Source organism: Butyrivibrio sp. INlla14 (genome assembly GCF_900102515.1).
Classification (GTDB): domain Bacteria; phylum Bacillota; class Clostridia; order Lachnospirales; family Lachnospiraceae; genus Butyrivibrio.
In genome coordinates, this window is record NZ_FMVS01000017.1 from 19587 (window position 1) to 39563 (window position 19977).

Genomic DNA, 19977 nt, shown 5'->3' on the forward strand with positions numbered 1-19977 from the left:
GCTGCACCAGCGGAAGCGCCTACAGAGGCACCAGTAGAAGCAATGCCAGAGATGCCAGTGGATATACCAGCAGAAGCACCAGTAGAAGCAATGCCAGAGATGCCAATGGATATACCAGCAGAAGCACCGTTGGAGGCAACTCCAGAGATACCAGCGGAGGCAGCCCCAGAAGCCCCAGTAGAGGAAACCCCAATTCCAGAAATAGCTTCTGAGCCTGAGATTCTTGTTGTTATGCCAACAGAAGAGTCGGCAGGTGCAGATATTTCAGAAGATATGGATATTGATCCGGTTATGGCAGCAATGATCGCAGCAGGAGATGCACCAATGCCTGAAGCTTCGTCTGCAGCAGAGATTCCTACAGAGGACATTCCTGCAGCAGAGATTCCTGCAGTAGAGATTCCTGCAGTAGAGATTCCTGCAGACATTCCGATGGAAGAACCTACACTAGAAGCTCTAGTAGAGGAAGCACCTGCAGTGGAAACACCAGCAGAAAACCTTGAGGCTATGCTAAGTGCAGAAGTTGAAGCAATGGCAGAAGCGGCACCTGAAGAGATAGTCCTTGAAGAGCCAGTACCAGAAGAGGAACTTGTCCTTGAAGAACCAGCACCAACTGATGAACTAGTTATTGAAGAGCCTGCGCCTACAGATGAATTAGTATTAGAAGAACCAGTACCTTCAGAATTAGAGATGGCTCTGGAAGAGCCTGTTCCTGCGGAAGAGTCTGTTCTTACAGAAGAAATTGCTCAGACACCTGTTGAATTTGACTTAAGTCAGGCAGCAGATGCCATGGCTGGCGCAGTAGCTGACATAGAGGACTTCCTCGATACAGAAGACTATGAATATACTGAAATCAGGACTGATCAGAAGACCTTGATCCTCATAAAGGCCCAGGATGGCTCTTCTATGGCCATCAATTATGACAACGATGAATTTGTATCTCTAGAGAGCAGCTATGACAAGGATGGCAAAACAGGTTACGGCGAGATCACCAATATTTTTGTCAAAGATGTTATTAAGACTGGCTGCAATACAGGTATTAAGCGCCACAAAGGAAATAATGTGGTTGCAGGGTAATACCAAATGTGGATAAATCTTCAAAATGTGACGATTGAAATTAGAACGCACACAATGTAAAATGAAACAGTGTTTTCGCCTAAAAAGTGGAAACACTGTTTTTTCTTTTACAACCTTATTGAAAACTCATTGAAATGGAGCCGTATTTATGAAACTTATCAAAAAGTTTATCCCCTACTACAAACCCTATCTTGGAGTGTTCTTCTTAGATCTTTTGTGCGCTTCAATCCTATCTATAATTGACCTTGCCTTTCCGCAGTTTCTTAGGATATTAAGAGCAACTCTTTTCCTGGAGGCACCAGAAGTTATTCTGAAAAGGCTTGGTCTTATAGCAGTGCTCCTTATAGCGATGTATGCCGTCAGATCCCTTTGCAGATGGTATGTCACCTATCAGGGACATATGATGGGAGCCCGTATGGAATCAGGCATGAGAAGGGAATTATTTGATAAGTTTGAGAGCTTTTCTTTTTCCTACTATGACACTCATAACACTGGCGAGATGATGAGCAAACTAGTGTCAGACCTCTTTGACATTTCAGAACTTGCTCACCATGGTCCTGAGAATATCTTTATCTCTGTGGTCAAGATTCTCGGATCCTTCATCCTTCTGATGCGAATAAATGTGCCCATGACTTTGTGTCTCGTAACTGTAGTAGTGTTTATGGCTCTTTTTGCTATTTATCAGAACAAGAAAATGCGCATTACTTTTAGGGACAACAGGAAAAAGATTGCCGGTATCAACTCATCTCTTCAGGATACTCTTGGCGGCATCAGAGTTGTAAAATCCTTTACTGGTGAGGAAATTGAGCAAAAGAAATTTGACGACAGCAATCTTGCATTCCTTGATTCTAAGAAAGCAAATTACCGCCAGATGGGTATTTTTAATTCTGGAAACAATTTTTTTGAAGGCCTAATGTTTGTGACAGTGCTTGTGGCTGGCGGCTTTTTTATTGCTAAGGGCCAGATGACTGGAGAAGACCTGGCAATTTATGCCCTTTATATCAATATCTTTATCAACCCTGTAAATGTTCTTGTGGAGTTTACCGAGCAGCTTCAAAAGGGCCTTGCCGGATTTGAGAGATTTAGAGAAGTTGTAGAGACAACACCTGATATTGAGGATAAAGAAAATGCGGGAGAACTTAAAAACGTCAAAGGTGTTATTGACTACAAAGATGTTTCTTTTTCCTATGAAGATGATGAAAATGTCTTAAATCACATAGATCTTCATGTTGATGCAGGCAAGTCCGTTGCTATCGTTGGCCCTTCAGGTGGCGGTAAGACAACGCTTTGTTCCCTGCTTCCAAGGTTTTATGATGTTACTGGCGGTAGCGTCTTGATCGATGGAACAGATATCAGGGATGTGACCCAGAAGTCTCTCCGCTCCTACATCGGAATTGTGCAGCAGGATGTATATCTTTTTAATGGTACGGTAAAAGAAAATATTGCATACGGAAAACCAGAGGCTACCATGGAGGAAATCGTGGAGGCAGCAAGAAGAGCAGATCTGCTTGACTTTATCGAGACACTTCCAAATGGCTTTGAAACGCAAGTTGGTGAGAGAGGCGCAAGACTCTCGGGCGGTCAGAAACAGAGAATTGCTATAGCAAGAGTCTTTTTGAAGAACCCACCAATCCTTATCCTGGACGAGGCTACAAGTGCTCTTGATAACGAAAGTGAGCGCTACATCCAGGAAAGTCTTGATAAACTTTCTGTAGGTCGTACAACAATCACAATTGCCCACAGACTTTCGACAATCCTTGGAGCTGATGAAATCTTAGTTCTAGACGGCGATGGAATCAAGGAAAGAGGTAATCATAAAGAACTTATTAAGCTGGGCGGATTGTATGAGAAATACTATCGCATGCAGCTTGGAAAAGTTTGATAGGCGGCTTAAATTTTTCTATTGCAAAGCCAAACAAATGTTCGTATAATATAAAAAGAAATTTAGTTTGGAGAGTGCAATGATATTAGAAGAGGAACTTAGTAAGCTTAATAAGTCCCAGAAAGAGGCTGTGACTACAACGGAAGGCTTTGTTCGTGTCATAGCGGGAGCGGGGAGTGGCAAGACCAAGGCACTCTCTACTCGTTTTGCCTATCTTGTCAATGGCCTTGGCATTATGCCGGGACATATTTTGTGTGTAACCTTTACCAATAAATCTGCCAATGAGATGAGGCACAGGATACACGCCCTTACTGGAGATAATGATACAGGATATATCAATACCTTTCATGGATTCTGCGTGTCTATTCTTCAGGAGGATTCCCATGCTCTGCAATATCCCAAGAACTTTCTCGTTCTTGATAATTCTGATATCGACGATATGCTTAAGATAATCTATGAGGAGAGAGGACTCTCGCTTCGTGACATGACCTTTAGCTCTGCCCGTGACATGTTTGAGATCAGGAAGCTTTTTGAAGAGCCTGAATATTACCTTGATATGCTCACCATGCCACTTGAGACACTCAAGGACAAATATGACTCAGCAACAGAGGTCAAGGATATTCTCTTCTATGGTTATTTGTATCAGGAGAAGAAGTGCTTTGGACTTGATTACAATGATCTGATCAAGTTTTCTCTATATATTTTCAAGGAGAACCCTGACATTAAGCTTAAATGGCAGAAGAGACTGGAATACATAATGATAGATGAATTTCAGGATATCGATAGCCTTCAGTATGAGCTTATGGAGGTTTTATGCGGCTATCACAAGAATCTTTTTATAGTGGGTGACCCTGATCAGACTATATATACCTGGCGTGGGGCCAATGTGAAGTATCTTTTAGATTTTGATCAGAACTTTCCGGATGTTAAGACCATCATGATGAATGATAACTACAGGTCTACACCCCAGGTTCTAGCTGCTGTTAACAGTCTAATTAGCAAGAACAGATACAGGATCAAGAAGGATCTTTCTCCTACCTTGCCAAATGGAGACAGCGTTTTGTGCCATCTGGCTCCTGATACAGCAGCTGAGGCCGACTGGATAACTGGCCAGATACTGGTTTTAAAGGGGATGGGAGTTCCCTACAAGGATATGACAATCCTCTACAGAGCGCACTATGTTACCAGAACTATAGAAGAGGGACTGATGAAGGAGAAAATTCCCTACACCATTTATTCCGGGGTACAGTTCTTTGGACGAGCAGAGATCAAGGACGCTCTGTGTTACCTGAGAATGCTGGTATACAGGGATGATATATCATTTAGGCGTATTGCCAATGTTCCCAAGAGAAATCTTGGCAAGAGACGCATGAGTTTTCTTGAGCAGTATGGGGCTGAGCATAAGTGCTCCTTGTATCAGGCTTTATATGAGAATCTTGATAGCGACATTATCAAGGGTACCAAGGCTACGCAATTTATTGATCTTATAGAGCGTTTTTCTGAGAACTACGAGGGACTTCCTGTGTCGGAGGTCTTGTCTAAGATACTTAATGACAGCGGCTATGAGGAAATGCTGCGGACGGAAGGGGCTCAGGACAGGCTTGATAATCTCGCTGAGCTTAAACAGTCAGTTTTTGAATACGAGACTACCTGCGGCGAAGAGGTTGGTCTTGAGGATTACCTTAAACACATAGCTCTTTTTACTAATGCTGATTCTGATTCGGGGCAGGAAGATAAGGTCAAGCTTATGACAGTCCACGCTGCCAAGGGACTGGAATTTCCCTATGTTTTCCTGTGTGGCATGAATGAAGGAATTTTCCCATCCAGAAAGGTCCACACTCTTGAAGGCATGGAGGAAGAGAGGCGCCTTGCTTTTGTTGCCATGACAAGAGCCAGATCGCGACTATTTATTTCCGAGGCTGGTGGTAATACCTTTGAGGGAATCCCCAGGTATCCTTCGAGATTTATTTTGGATATAGATCCAGAGCTTTTGGAGTTTTCTGAGAAGCCAGACGAGACCATGATGGCGGCAGTCAGGAAGTTTATAGACAACGACAGCAGGCATTTGAAGGGGGCTGAGAAATTAAATCTTCTTGAAAAGGGACAGAGAGTTACCCATGCAATCTTGGGAGCTGGTACGGTTCTTGATATTAACCTGGATGAGGAGAGCTATCTAATTAAATTTGACGAAATGGAGACCCCCAGACAGATATCTATGAAGGTTAAGCTAAAGTTAATAGAATCTTAATGGACAAAAGCTTTAGTAGAAGGTAAGATAGAAGTGTTCGGAAAACGATTTCCGAGCACTTTTTTAACACGCATAATAAACAGGGGGCTCAAATGGTATCAATCAAGGATGTTGCCAGGGAAGCGGGAGTCGCAATCTCTACAGTTTCCAAGGTTTTAAATAATTATCCTAATGTCAGCGAAGCTACAAAACAGAGGGTAAATGAGGTGGTTGAAAGGCTGGGCTTTGTACCTAATGCAGTTGCAGCCACTCTTTCCTCCAAGAGGACAGGACGAGTAGCGCTTCTTTTAAAGCTCAATCTTGATACCTCCGCAAGTGATGAGATCAACATGCAGTACATTTCAGGAGCAATCCATAAGGCCAAGGAATTGCAGCTGGATGTTATCACTATTTTCCATTCTATGATAGAGGATATGTCTCTTGATGAGGTAACAAGCTACTTTGAGTCTCAGGGAATAAGAGGAATCATTGTATACGGCATCACAACCAGAGACAAGGTCCTTCACAAACTTATAGACAGTGGCCGCTTTAAAATGGTTGTTGTTGACGCACCAATGGTCAATGAGAACACCTCCTGCATTGGAGTTGACCACAAGAAGGCCCAGTACGACATTGCCAAGAAGACTATAACAGCAGATAAATGCAAAAAAATCCTATACCTTTCAGGAGAAGATGACGGATACGTAACAAAAGACAGACTTGAAGGCATCAGGAAACTCTGTGAGGACAAGAAATTAAAGCTTACAGTCAGAAATGGACAATTTTCAGAAAAAAGAGCCAGAGAACTCACCATGCGCTTTGCCAAGAACAATGACTGCGTAGTCTGCGCATCAGATCTAATGGCAATCGGCGCCATGAAAGCCCTGATAGAAATGGACATTTTCAGACCAGTCTGCGGATTTGACGGCATTATCCTCATGGGCTATGTTGGCAAGCAGATGAATACAGTCAGACAGGACTTTGTTCAGATCTCAGAAAGAGCAGTAGAGGAATTAAACTTACTACTATCCGGCGAAAAGGGCCGCAAAATTACCATGCCCCACGAACTCGTCCGTATCAAGTACGAAGACATCCTGATCTGAGCCTGAAAAAGTCAGAAGTTAGCAGAAGCCTGTTTTTCCCTGATAAAAATGGGAATCAAAAAGAAATTTAAAAAGATACTTGCGGAAAACGTTTTCCTATGGTAAAGTAAATCCAACGGTTTAAGAAAACGTTTTCCGAAAAATACAACTTAATACAAACACCTTGCTACCAGCAGCAAAGTGTACGACAACACAGTTTTTACTACAAATAACCAGTAGTATAACTACAACAGTAAGAGCAACAGCAATAACAGCAGTAAGAACATTATTAACAACAGCAGTAACAGGAAGAGCAACAGGGAAATAGGCATTTGCCGATGATACTAAATACCAATACCGGCGGCCTACTAATGTGCAATGGCTATGGAGGTTCTTCCAGCAGATCAAAAGGATGGGTACATATTATTTCGTGACTTTTTTTTGAACTGCGGAGATGAGACCAACCAATTTTAAGTGCCTTTGCACGCAGAAATTGGTGCCATGGGCTCATCACAGCGTTTAGTTCAACAGGAACGAAAAATATGTATCCGACGTTGATCTGCTGGAAGAACCCCATAGCCCCCACAAACGAGAGGAGAATTACACATGTCAAAGCACACAAACATGCAACGCGACGTTTTAGTCCTGAACCTTGAGGAACAGCTTGAGGGAATCGCTCAGGACAAATTTGGAAAGAATCTCAGAGACTGTACAGATCGCGAGACCTACTATGTACTTCTGGATATGACAACACGTCTCATGGATGTTGCTGAGGTATATAACGGTGAGAAAAAGGTTTACTACATCTCTATGGAATTCCTTATTGGTAAGCTTCTTTCCAACAACCTTATCAATTTAAGAGTATATGACAGAGTCAAGGCAATCCTTGAAAAGAACGGCAAGTCACTTGCTGCAATAGAAGAGTGCGAGCCAGAACCATCACTTGGTAACGGCGGCCTTGGAAGACTTGCAGCATGCTTCCTTGATTCAATCGCAACCCTTGGAATGGCTGGAGAAGGAATCGGACTTAACTATCACTTCGGCCTTTTCAAGCAGGTTTTCAAGGACCACCTTCAGAATGCAGACAAGAACGAGTGGATCGAGGATCAGTCCTGGCTTGAGAAGACAGATACTACCTTCGAGGTTTCTTTTGGCAAAAAGAAAGTCGTATCCCGCCTTTACAACATGGACGTAGTGGGCTATGACACAGGCGTTAACAAACTCCGCCTCTTTGATATAGAGTCAATAGATGAGAGCCTTGTTAAGAAGGGCATCGATTTTGACAAGACTAAGATTGACAAGAACCTTACTCTTTTCCTCTATCCAGATGATTCTGATGAGGCTGGTAACCTTCTTAGAATTTACCAGGAGTACTTCCTTGTATCAAACGCTACTCAGCTTATCTTAAGAGAGCAGAAGGAGCGCCAGTATGACCTCCACGAACTGCACAACCACGCAGTTATCCAGATCAACGACACCCATCCAACAATGATTATTCCTGAGCTTATCAGAATTCTTGTGGAAGAGAAGGCCTTCAACATTGATGACGCTATCGATGTAGTCAGCAAGACCTGCGCATATACAAACCACACTATCCTTGCAGAAGCCCTTGAGACATGGCCTCTTGAGTACCTTGAGAAGGTTGTTCCTCAGCTCGTTCCATATATTAAGGAACTGGACAAGAGAGTTCGTGCCAAGTACAAGAACCCTAAGGTTCAGATCATCGACAAGGATAAGAGAGTGCACATGGCATTTATTGATATCCACTACGGTTTCTCAATAAATGGTGTTGCAGCTATCCACACAGATATCCTCAAGGAGAGCGAACTTAACGACTTCTACAAGATCTACCCTGAGAAGTTTAACAATAAGACAAACGGAATCACCTTCCGTAGATGGCTCCTTTCCTGCAACCATCCACTTGCTGATTTTCTTTCACAGACAATCGGCGATGGATTCAAGAAGGACGCTAATAAGCTTGAAAAGCTCCTTGACCACATCAATGACGAGGAAGTTCTTGATCAGCTCGAGGCTCTTAAGATGGGCAAGAAAAAAGAACTTGCAGCTTACCTTAAGGAGCATGAAGGTGTAGAGGTTGATCCTGATTCTATCTTTGATATTCAGGTAAAGAGACTTCACGAGTACAAGAGACAGCAGATGAATGCTCTTTATATCATTCACAAGTACCTTGAAATCAAGGGCGGCAAGAAGCCTGTAAGACCACTTACATTTATCTTTGGCGCCAAGGCTGCACCAGCTTATGTTATTGCCAAGGATATCATTCATCTTCTTCTTGTTCTTCAGGAGATCATCAACAACGATCCTGATGTTAATAAGTACATGAAGGTTATCATGGTTGAGAACTACAACGTAAGCTACGCTGAGAGACTTATCCCTGCCTGCGACGTATCAGAGCAGATTTCTCTTGCATCCAAGGAGGCTTCTGGAACAAGTAACATGAAGTTTATGTTAAATGGTGCAGTAACTCTTGGAACAGATGACGGTGCTAACGTAGAGATCCATGAACTTGTTGGAGATGATAACATCTACATCTTTGGTATCAGCGCCGACGAAGTAATTCAGCATTACAAAAAGGCTGACTATGTTTCTAAGGATTATTACAAGAAGAGCCCTGTTATCAAGGAGGCAGTAGACTTTATCGTAAGCAAAGAGTGCCTTAAGGTAGGTCACAAGGAGAACCTTGAAAGACTCTACAATGAGCTTCTTAATAAGGACTGGTTCATGACACTTATTGACCTTGAGAGCTACATTGCCAAGAAAGATGAAATCTTTGCAGACTATGAAAAGAGAGATAAGTGGAAGAGAATGATGCTTACAAATATCGCCAAGGCTGGTTATTTCTCATCTGACAGAACAATTGCAGAGTACAACCGCGATATCTGGCACCTTAACTAATTCTTATCTTAACTAATACTTAAATATATGTTAAATAATACGAAAAAGTGATTATTTTATATCGGACAATGCTATAATAAATGCACATCAGGTAGGCATATGATGCCTATTTGGTGTGCATTTTTGTTGCACAAGACCGGCAAGCGAATGGATGCTTGCATACAAATTCATTTGCCGGTCGTAAGAACATGGAGCACTAAGTGCGGAATGTTCGTGTGCGAAATCGAGTAGGAGTCAGCCTACTCGATTACAGTTTTTTTCCAATATGGAGGAATAAAATGGGAAAGAATCAAGAAGTTACACAGGCAGCAAAGCCGGAGAACAGGAAACATAAAAAGATAAGTACCAAGCTTTTAATGTACATACTGCCAGTTGTTATAGTGACAGTAGTTGCTCTGGTTGCTATTTCTGCTTCCATTTCAAAAAACAGAATGTCTGAAATGGCTACAGAAACGCTGCAGTCATCGATTTCAAATCAGGCTGACAACATCGAGGCATGGCTTTCAGAGAACCTTAAGTACTTTGGAACTGTTAAGCATACCCTTGAAAAGCAGAATATTCCTGAGGAGGATTACAATTCTTTTCTTGATACTTATTATGGCTATAACGCCAATTCTCCAAATGGATTTTACATTGGAACAGCTTCTGGCAAGTTCTTTAAAGCATCAGATTCTGAGATCACAGAAAACAATGTAAAGGACAGTATCTGGTACAAACAGGGAATAACCCGCGTTGAAATGGCTTACGGAACTGCCTATACAAATGATGCCGGAGAAACTGTTGTAAGTGCCACAGGTATCATAAATGACGGCTCTGACGAAATAAAGGTCATGGGTGCTGATGTTACCTTGAATAAGATCAGTATCATTGTTAATGCTGGTGTAAAGATGAATAAGGCGGAATCTCTTTTGGTCGATACAAACGACAACAAGGTTTTGGCCAGCAGAGATAACAGCATAGTTGGAACATCTATATCTGAGGGCTCTGGAACAGCTCTTTTATCTGGGGTTGCCAAGGCGATTTCTGACGGCGATTATTCTACCAGAGAAATGGGAGAGTACTACGTAGCCTTTGATGAAATATCAGGAACTGACTGGCTTTTGGTTTCTTACATACCTACAAATATCATTCTCAGCGCTGTCAATCAGATGGGAATGCTTCTGTTTATCGTAGGTGCGGTGGCAGTAGCTCTTATCTTTATCATGATCTTGTTTGTGGTTAAAAGAGTTGTTGCTCCTCTTTCAAAGATTTCTGGAAATATCGCAGCCATGTCTGAGGGTGATTTTACAATTGAAGTTGATACCTCCAGTGATGATGAGATTGGCGTAATGGGAAGCAAAGTATCTGACTTTGTCGCTGCCATGAGAAATATGTTATCCAGTATCAGTCAGGAATCAGATAAACTTCAGGCAGAATCTGAAAATTCCGACCAGGTATCAAGGACTATGCACGAGGCCTCTGAGTCCCAGGCAGAAGCAATGCAACAGCTAAATGAGACAGTTGACCAGCTGGCAACAGCCGTCAATGAGATTGCCGAGAATGCTACAACTCTGGCCCAGATTGCTACGGATACAAGAGAAAACAGCGACAAGGCTGATAAGAGCATGAAAGAAACAGTTGAGATCTCTCAGAAGGGCCGCCAGGACATGGAGAAGCTTAGCTCAGCTATGGATGGCATTGCAGATGCCAATGAGAGACTTGTTGAATCAATAAATAAGGTAGGTACTGCATCTGAGGAGATCACCAATATTGTTGGAATGATCGGAGAGATTGCAGAGGAGACAAATCTTCTTTCACTAAATGCCAGCATTGAGGCTGCAAGAGCTGGAGAAGCCGGAAAAGGCTTTGCTGTTGTTGCTACTCAGATTGCCAAGCTGGCCCAGACTTCAGCAGAGAGCGCACAGAATATTTCAAATCTTATTGAAGAGGTCAGAAAGCTTATTGGAGATGCTGTTGGTCAGGCCAATGCCAGCGCTGAGAGCATAAAGGCAAACAGTGAACTTATTGAAGTTGCAGTAGGAACCTTTGATCAGATTTACAACAATATTCAGGAGTCTAACAAGCTTATCGAGGAAATGGTTAGCGACGTAGAAAAGGTAGATGACGTTGCCACAAATGTAGCCGCTATTTCTGAGGAGCAGGCTGCTAGTGCCGATGAAATCCTTGCAACATCTGAAAATATGGTCAATATGGCTAATGATATTACAAAGAGCAGTCAGGATGTGGCTGATAATTCCCAGGAACTGGCTGGAACTTCACAGACTCTTACATCCTACGTTCAGAAGTTTAAGATCTGAGGAGGTTATTTATGAGTAAGAACATTAAGATAAAAAGAATGATCACAAGCCTTGTTGTTGCCGTGTTGATAGCAATGTCTGTTCTGGGATGCGGAAGTTCATCCTCAGGAGGAACCGGAGGCGCTGGCGGAAAGATTCTCTTTCTTATGACGGATACTAATGATACTTTTAGAGCTACACTTTCTGAGGCTGTTGTCGCTGCTGCTAAGAGCCAGGGAATCGCTCTTGATATGGTTGAAACCGGCGGAGATGCCGAGTTTGAGTCCCAGCAGGTGGCAAATGCCAAGGCATCTGGCTATACAGCAATTATCCTAAGAGCCTGTGATGCTGCTACAGCTCTTCAGATGAACGGTGCGGCCAATGGACTGCCTATCGTTTATATCAATGCTCAGCCTGATGATGCCCATCTTGAAGGTGGCAAATACATATTTGTAGGGTCCGACGAGTATCAGGCTGGTCAGTATCAGGCTGAATATATACTTAAAAAGCTAGGAAATCCAAAGACTCTGGACGTTATGATATTTGAAGGAGAGATTGGACATTCTGCCACTATCAACAGAACAAAATCAGTTAAGCAGATCCTTAAAAAAGGCGGCTGCGATGCTAATTACGTGTTCGTGGATACTGCCAACTGGTCAGATACAGAGGCAAAAGAAAAATTTGGTATCTTCATGAAGACTGGCCAGAATGTAGACGTTATTTTCTGCAATAACGATACAATGGCCCTTGGAGCTGTAGAAGGGCTTAAGCAATATGGACTTGATTGCAGCAAGATTCCTGTATGCGGCGTAGATGCTACAGCTGATGGCTGTGCATCGATTCTGGCTGGAGAGATGTCTTTTACCGTTCTTCAGGATGCTAAGGGACAGGGAGCTGCTGCTGTTAGCGCTGCCGCTGTTATGGGAAGCGGCGGAGACCTCAGCACAGTAGAAGGAGCATCAGAAGACCTTAAGTATGTCTGGGTGCCTTTTGCTCCTGTTGATATTTCCAATGCAGCATCAATCAATTAAGAGTGAACTGCCCGACTATGTTGCGGACAGTATCAGCAAGATGGGGCTTTAATTCATCAAGAGAAATAGGGTCACCGTAGATTATCGAGCTATAGCCTGTTGATCCAACCAGCTCTATTATCATGAACAGCATAACCTCTGGATCTTTGAACTTAACACCGGATTCTTCTACCATTTTGCGGTAGATTTCTCCAAAGTCAATGTCCTCACTGCCTAAAGGGGTGGTGAGGGCTTTTTTAAATACTGCCCAGGACAAGTCCTTGTAGATGAACATCAAAAGCCCCTTATTGTTGGCAAGTTCATCCAGAACATGGTCCATTAAAAAGATAAGCCTGTCTTCAAAGACTGTGATATTGGCCTTCTGAAGCTCGTCATAGGCCTGCATAAAGAGCTGACTTGACTTGTGGGCAATCAGAAAATCCCTAAGGTCGTGTTTGTCCTTGAAATACAGATAAAAAGTACCCTTGGCAACCCCGGCCTTGCTGACTATATCCTGAATGGAAGTCATGTTGATCCCCTGAGAAGTAAAAAGCTCGAAGGATGAATTTAAAAGACTTTCAAATTTGGCCTTTTTATTAGACTCTCTTTTCTTGGCATTTCTGTCGTATGTCTTCTTACTGGCGCCAGTCTTACTGGTAGTTTTCTTCTTTAATTTTTCTATACTCTCAGTTTCTTTTACGATCATTTTTATTACCTTTCTTATAGGATTATATCAGAAAAAATAAAAAAGCGAATTAAAATTTCACACGTTTTATGCGGCTTTCAAAGCCTTTTACCCACAAATGCAAAAGTGGGTAAAAAATTTTATTTCCAAAATATTGACCGTTGGTCATTTTTTGTGATATACCAAATATAGCAGAAAAATGACCGTTGGTCAATTTTATGTTTTAACAATATTTTAGCCTTTTGCTCATATAGTGAGGGGCTGAATACATATTAAAAGAGGAGGAAACGTTATGAATAAGCTTTCACATCTTATTGTAAAGCTAAGATTTGTGATCCTGATCGTTGCATTTGCACTTCTGGTGCCATCAGCAATCGGATATTTTAACACCAGGGTCAACTACGATATCCTGACATATCTGCCAGGGGATATTGAGACCATGCAGGGGCAGGACATTTTGCTTGATCAGTTTGGAACTGGCTCTTTTGTCCTGTATGTTGCAGAAGGTATGGAGGAGAAGGATGTTGCAACCCTCAAATCCAATATTGAAAAAGTAGATCATGTGGCAGATGTTCTCTGGTATGACTCAGTTATGGACCTGTCAGTTCCAATGGAGATGCTTCCTGAGGATGTGGAGAAGGCCTTTAATTCAGGTGATGCCACAATGATGTTCATCGTATTCGACGAAGGTACATCATCAGATGGAACCATGCAGGCAATCGAGGACATCAGAAAGATTTCCAATAAACAATGCTTTATGAGCGGCATGAGTGCCATTGTTACAGATACCAAGAATATGGCAGAAAAAGAGACTCCTATCTACGTAGGAATCGCCGTACTTCTGGCTGTTATAGTTCTTTCACTTACAATGGACTCCTACCTGATCCCATTGTTCTTCCTTCTTAGTATAGGAATGGCAATTGTTTACAACATGGGAAGTAACGTCTTCAAGGGAGAGATTTCTTTTATCACCCAGTCTCTTTCAGCGGTACTGCAGCTGGGCGTAACCCTTGACTATTCTATATTCCTCTGGCACAGCTACCAGGAGGAACTTGGCAAAAACGATGATAAAAAGGATGCTATGGCCAATGCAATCACTGCAACTTTTACATCAGTAATAGGAAGCTCCATCACAACAATCGCAGGTTTCGTGGCACTTTGCTTTATGAGCTTTACACTGGGACTTGATCTGGGCGTTGTAATGGCTAAGGGCGTTGTATTCGGCGTTATCGGATGCGTTACAATCCTTCCTAGCATGATCCTTGTATTTGATAACCTTATTGAAAAGACAAAGCACAAACCACTAATGCCTGAGTTCGTTAAGATTCCTAAGTTCGTATCCAAGCACTATCTGGCATTCTTCCTTATTTTCCTGGCTCTTTTGACACCAGCAATTTACGGAAATAACCACACCAGTGTTTATTACGATCTTACTCAGACACTTCCAGATACCCTTGAAAGCGTTCAGGGAGCCAACGAGGTAGATGAGAAGTTCGAGATGAATTCAGCATATATGCTCCTTGTGGACAAGAATCTGGACAGCGCATCAATGAACCAGATGTTAAAAGAGATAAAGGAAACCGACGGTATTATCTCAGTTCTCAGCGCAGATTCTCTTATAGGACCTTCTATTCCAAGAGAGTTTATTCCAGAAGATGCCCTCTCAAAGCTTGAGAGTGACCAGTGGAAGATGGTTCTTTTGACAACAGATTATAAGATTGCTTCTGATGAGATCAACAATCAGATAACAACTATAGATAAGATCGTTAAATCCTATGATCCTACAGCAATGGTAGTAGGTGAGGCGCCTTGTACCAAGGACCTTATCAATATCACAAACCACGACTTCCAGGTAGTTAACATGGTTTCAATTGGACTTGTTTTCCTGATCATCGCGTTTGTACTTAAATCAGTATCACTGCCATTTATCCTGGTTGCTGTAATCGAGTTTGCAATCTTCGTAAACATGGGATTGCCGTACTACACTCATACTACAATTCCTTTCATTTCATCTGTAGTAATTGGCACAATCCAGCTTGGTGCAACAGTTGACTACGCAATCCTTATGACTACCAGATATTTAGGTGAAAGAAATAGCGGCCACGACAAGAAAGAGGCAACACTTATAGCTCTTTCAACCAGCATGAAGTCAGTAATTGTCAGCGCTCTTAGCTTTTTTGCTGCAACCTTCGGTGTAGGCCTTATCTCAAGTATCGATATGATCGGTTCACTTTGTAACCTGATGGCCAGAGGCGCTATAGTCAGCATGTTTACAGTAATTCTGGTACTTCCGGCAATGTATATGATCTTTGATGGTTTGATAGTAAGAACAACCTTTGGTATGAACAAAGATGCGATAAAGCCTCATCCACATGATGGTGGACATCACATCCTTCATTTCCACAAGGCAGCTTAAAGGAAAAAAATAAATATGCCCACTGTGGGCGGAAAAGAGGAGAGTTATGGTAAGAAAGAATCTTTTAAGATCAGTTTCAGTAATTATGGCTTGCATGATGGCAGTTCTGACTGTAGCATGCGGATCAAATACAGCTACTACAGAAAATGGACAGGCTACAGCAGTAGTTGAAACAGCTAAGGAACAGCAGCTTGAAAAGAGCCTTGCAAATAGCGCATCAGCTCTAGGCGCTATCGGGGAAGCAGGCAAGGTTGAGACAGTTTATGTCACAGCAGATGCAAACGGCGCAGTCAACGACGTTATAGTAAGTGAGTGGCTCAAGAATGCTGAGCAGAGCGCAGAATTGTCCGACACTACAGAACTTCATGACATTGTAAATGTAAAAGGGTCAGAGACATATACAGAGAACGGCGATGGCACTGTTACCTGGAATGCTGAAGGATCAGATATCTACTATCAGGGAACTACAGATAAGGAGCTTCCTGTAGACATGAAGATCACATACACTCTTGATGGAAAAGAGATTTCTCCATCAGAACTTGCAGGCAAGAGCGGTAAAGTTACAATCCGCTTTGAGTATGAAAATAAGTCCAAGCAGACAGTAAACGTAGATGGCAAGGACGTTGAAGTCTATACACCATTTGCAATGGTTTCAGGAATGATGCTTGATTCTGACAAGTTCTCAAACGTTGAGATTTCAAATGGTAAGGTAATTTCAGAAGGAAACAACTACATTGTTATGGGTGTTGCCCTTCCAGGACTTAAGGAGAGTCTTGATATCTCAGATGAAAAGTGGGATGAACTTGAAGATTCAGAAGAAATCAAAGGCAAGCTCTCAAACTCTTTTGAAATCACAGCAGATACAACAGATTTCGAACTTGGTATGACAATCACAATGGCAAGTTCCGATATCCTTTCAGACTTCGGCGCCATGGACATCGCTGATTCAAGTAAAATTGACGATCTCAAGGACGATATGGGAGAACTTAATGATGGTTCAACCAAACTCGTAGAGGGCGCTGGCACTCTTAAGGACGGCACAGGCAAGCTCGCAGAAGGATCCAAGGAGCTTAAGGACGGCACTGGAAAACTCTATGACGGAACAAAAGAGCTCAAGGATGGCACAACAAAGCTCTCCGATGGCACAGGCAAACTTGCAGACGGCGCAGGCCAGCTCTCTGACGGCGCAGGAACCCTTGCAAACGGCACAGGTACATTAAAGGACGGCACAGGTAAACTTGCAGACGGCTCCAAGACCCTCACAGATGGCGTTTCTTCTTATACAAGCGGCGTAAGCCAGGTAAATGCAGGAGCAACAATGCTTTCAAACGGAACAGAAACTCTTGTAACTGGTACCGGCAAGGTTTCTGCTGGCGCTGCTAAGCTTCAGGCTGGAGCAGGTCAGTTGGCTGCAGGAACTGAAGAATTGAATAATGGGGTTAGCCAGTTATCACAGCTTTCAAGTGCTCTTGATATGATCTCTGCCAAGAAAACTGCACTGGAGACCAAGAAGGCAGAACTCGACACAACTGCCAGCGGACTTAATGCAGTTGAAGGATTTTTGACTACACCTGGTGTGCCTTGTCCAGATGCACTTGTACCAACGCTTACTCAATTGTCAGGTGGTAAGATACAAAGCGCAGAGGACGCAGTACGTGTAAGAGATGCTGGACTAGCTGCACTTGCTGGACAGCAAAGTGGTGAAGTTCATCAGGAACCTGCAGGTGCTGAAAATGCTGAGAATGAGGTTGTTTCAGGAGAAATTCCAAATCCGGATTCAAAGTCTTCTACAGAGAATGTAGTAGAAATTACAGCAGCATCAGGTGCGGCTACTTCTGAAACAACTGAAAGTACACCTTCTAATGAACCAGCTGAGAACAGGGAAGAGACATCTGGGCAGCAGGGGGCAGCACCAGCAGACGGAGCAGGTTCACCAGCTGCTGCGGCAGAATCTACAACAGCTGCAACTACAGCAGCAACAACTGTGAATAATGCTAGTGCATCAGTTGAAATAAAGGATGAGGCAACTCCAAAAACTGCTTCTGTAGCTTCAGATACAGGGTCTGATGAGAAAATATACTCTCAGAAAGATGTAGATGACATGGTTGATCAGCTTGTAAAAGAGAAACTTGAAGAAGCTGTTAAAGAATATGTAACAAGCGATGAATACAAGGCAGCAGCTGCAGCTAAGATGGAGGAAACTGTAAAGGCTGAAGTTACTAAGAGAGTTAAGCAGGAGGTAGCAAGCAGAGTTAGTGATATCAGCGCATATTCAGCTACACTTGCTGCTACAAGGGCAACAAAGAACGCAGTTTCTGAGACACTTACATTTGTAAATGATACTCTTGCTTCATTTGATGCCTTTGTTACTGATCAGGATAAAGCATATGGTATTAATACTTTTGAAAAGAAGCTTGACCTCACTAAGCAGAAACTAATTGACCTTCAGGGAGGCGTAGCTAAGTTAAATGCTGGAGCTCAGGAACTTAATACAGGTGCTACACAGCTTAAGGCTGGTATAGATGGATATAATATGCCTGACGGCACACATGTAACTGGTCTTTCAGAAGGTGTAGCACAGGTTAATGCAGGTGCTAAACAGATCAAGGCTGGAACAGATCAGCTTGTAGCCAATAACGACAAGCTTAACGGCGGTGCTAAGCAGGTTAGCGATGGCGCAGCACAGCTTGACTCTGGTGCAGCACAGCTCAAGGATGGCGCTGATAAGCTTGCTACAGGTGCCAAGGATCTTAAGAGTGGCGCTGATGAGCTCAACACTGGTGCCGGAACACTTGATAATGGTGCAACTGAACTTATGAATGGTGCTAAGGATCTTAATGACGGTGCTGGTAAACTTGACGAAGGTATCGGCAAGGTTGATGCTGGCGTTCAGGAACTTCTTGATGGTATTACAAAGCTTGATCAGGAAGGTATCAAGAAGCTTTACGAAGCATTTGATGGAGACCTTACAGATTTCGTTGACAAGCTCACAGCTATTAAGGAAGCAGGCACTGAATATACATCCTTTGCTGGAGCAAGTGATGAAGAGGATTGCAGCGTTAAATTCATCATTAGAACAGCAGGCGTAAAGGCTGAAGACATCTGATGTTTTGAATCATTAATTGTGTCCACCTGTGAAACTAAATTGTGCACAAGTGGACACAATTTTTTCACAGATTATTGTGATATTTTCCATTGCATTCCTTCGATTAATCGGTTACGATGTTAAGCGCTAGCGTGAATTAACAGTAGTTTTTATGTACGTAGTACCGATTATTACTAGATGAGTGGGACAGCACGGTAGGAGGCAATAATATGGGAGAATACAAACTGGTCTTTGATAGACTTATGGATCAATTATATAATCACCCTGAGGAGATGCGAGAGAAACTTCTTGCTAAATGTGATTACTCAAGCGATACTCATGAGGAGAGACGTCCTCAGACAGCAATCGAAATGCTCCGCAGTATGAGATGATTAGATGATTGTAAGTTGAGTTTCAGACATTGTACATAAGGATTTAGAGAACGATAGAATATAAGAATATTTGAAGAATGCAAATTTAGAAGCTGTTAGAAATAATAGTGAATAAAGAATAACTAAGATAATAAATGATTGAGAGCGTAAGGTTTTGTTAGATAAGAACCTTATGCTCTTTTTATTTGCAAAAAAGGTATTACGTAACACCACGCAGGTAATACCAATTACAATTCATGCAATTTAATCAAAAAGTCTTGTTTTGCTTGAAATGCCCTGCAATATGTAATGCAGAAGAAATAGAAAAACAAACTATGCATCACAGAAGCCTAAGCAAGTGATGCAAACAAAAGAAAACTTGCATATATGCATGACAAGTCGCAAGACAAATCATGCAGGAAAAGAAAAAGAGTAGATTATGCATCACAGAAGCCTAGGCAAGTGATGCAAGAATAATAAAAGAGTAAACTATGCATCACAAAAGCCTAATTCAGTGATGCAAACAAAAGAAAATTTGCATTTATGCATGACAAGTCGCAGGACAAATCATGCAGGAAAAGAAAAAGAGTAGATTATGCATCACAGAAGCCTAAACAAGTGATGCAAGAATAATAAAAGAGTAAAATATGCATCATAGAAGTCTAGGCAAGTGATGCAAACAAAAGAAAATTTGCATTTATGCATGACAAGTCGCAAGACAAATCATGCAGGAAAAGAAAAAGAGTAGATTATGCATCACAGAAGCCTAAGTAAGTGATGCAAGAATAATAAAAGAGTAAAATATGCATCACAGAAGCCTAAGTAAGTGATGCAAACAAAAGAAAATTTGAATTTTGCATGACAAGTCGCAAGACAAATCATGCAAGAAAAGAAAAAGAGTAGATTATGCATCACAGAAGCTATATTAAACCCTCTGCCAGCATAGAAAAAGG

The 19977-nt window shown here is 42.3% G+C and carries 10 protein-coding genes and 1 pseudogene; 10 read left to right on the forward strand and 1 reads right to left on the reverse strand.

Annotation, left to right across the window (positions count from 1 at the left end):
- The 7 genes and pseudogenes from BLO53_RS11845 to BLO53_RS11880 all read left to right on the forward strand — a co-directional run.
- A pseudogene (locus tag BLO53_RS11845) lies at positions 1 to 1074 on the forward strand (hypothetical protein); the annotation flags it as partial.
- A gap of 148 nt (positions 1075 to 1222) precedes the next feature.
- Positions 1223 to 2956: an ABC transporter ATP-binding protein gene (locus BLO53_RS11850; protein WP_092061858.1), complete on the forward strand. Its 1734-nt coding sequence runs from the start codon at positions 1223 to 1225 to the stop codon at positions 2954 to 2956.
- Positions 2957 to 3035: 79 nt separating this feature from the next.
- Entirely contained in the window at positions 3036 to 5204 is a 2169-nt protein-coding gene (locus tag BLO53_RS11855; RefSeq protein ID WP_092061861.1) for an ATP-dependent helicase, read from the forward strand.
- A gap of 92 nt (positions 5205 to 5296) precedes the next feature.
- Positions 5297 to 6286: a LacI family DNA-binding transcriptional regulator gene (locus BLO53_RS11860; protein ID WP_092061863.1), complete on the forward strand. Its 990-nt coding sequence runs from the start codon at positions 5297 to 5299 to the stop codon at positions 6284 to 6286.
- A 585-nt stretch (positions 6287 to 6871) separates the two neighbouring features.
- Entirely contained in the window at positions 6872 to 9181 is a 2310-nt protein-coding gene (locus BLO53_RS11870; RefSeq protein WP_176757264.1) for a glycogen/starch/alpha-glucan phosphorylase, read from the forward strand.
- 278 nt (positions 9182 to 9459) lie between these two features.
- Positions 9460 to 11478, forward strand: coding sequence for a methyl-accepting chemotaxis protein (locus tag BLO53_RS11875; protein WP_092061868.1), 2019 nt, complete (start codon positions 9460 to 9462; stop codon positions 11476 to 11478).
- Between the two features lie 11 nt (positions 11479 to 11489).
- A complete protein-coding gene (locus BLO53_RS11880) occupies positions 11490 to 12488 on the forward strand; it encodes a substrate-binding domain-containing protein (protein WP_092061871.1) in 999 nt (332 codons plus the stop codon).
- Here the strand turns inward: BLO53_RS11880 and BLO53_RS11885 are convergent.
- On the reverse strand, positions 12481 to 13173 hold the full coding sequence (locus tag BLO53_RS11885; RefSeq protein ID WP_092061875.1) for a TetR/AcrR family transcriptional regulator: 693 nt from the start codon (positions 13171 to 13173) through the stop codon (positions 12481 to 12483). The two genes, BLO53_RS11880 and BLO53_RS11885, sit on opposite strands and share 8 nt — an antisense overlap.
- 271 nt (positions 13174 to 13444) lie before the next feature.
- Here BLO53_RS11885 and BLO53_RS11890 point away from each other — a divergent pair, with 271 nt between their 5' ends.
- From BLO53_RS11890 to BLO53_RS19250, 3 genes are all read left to right on the forward strand, one after another.
- On the forward strand, positions 13445 to 15568 hold the full coding sequence (locus BLO53_RS11890) for an efflux RND transporter permease subunit (RefSeq protein WP_092061878.1): 2124 nt from the start codon (positions 13445 to 13447) through the stop codon (positions 15566 to 15568).
- A 46-nt stretch (positions 15569 to 15614) separates the two neighbouring features.
- A complete protein-coding gene (locus BLO53_RS11895; protein ID WP_092061881.1) occupies positions 15615 to 18674 on the forward strand; it encodes a hypothetical protein in 3060 nt (1019 codons plus the stop codon).
- Between the two features lie 209 nt (positions 18675 to 18883).
- Entirely contained in the window at positions 18884 to 19045 is a 162-nt protein-coding gene (locus tag BLO53_RS19250; RefSeq protein ID WP_176757265.1) for a hypothetical protein, read from the forward strand.
- Positions 19046 to 19977 lie beyond the last annotated feature (932 nt).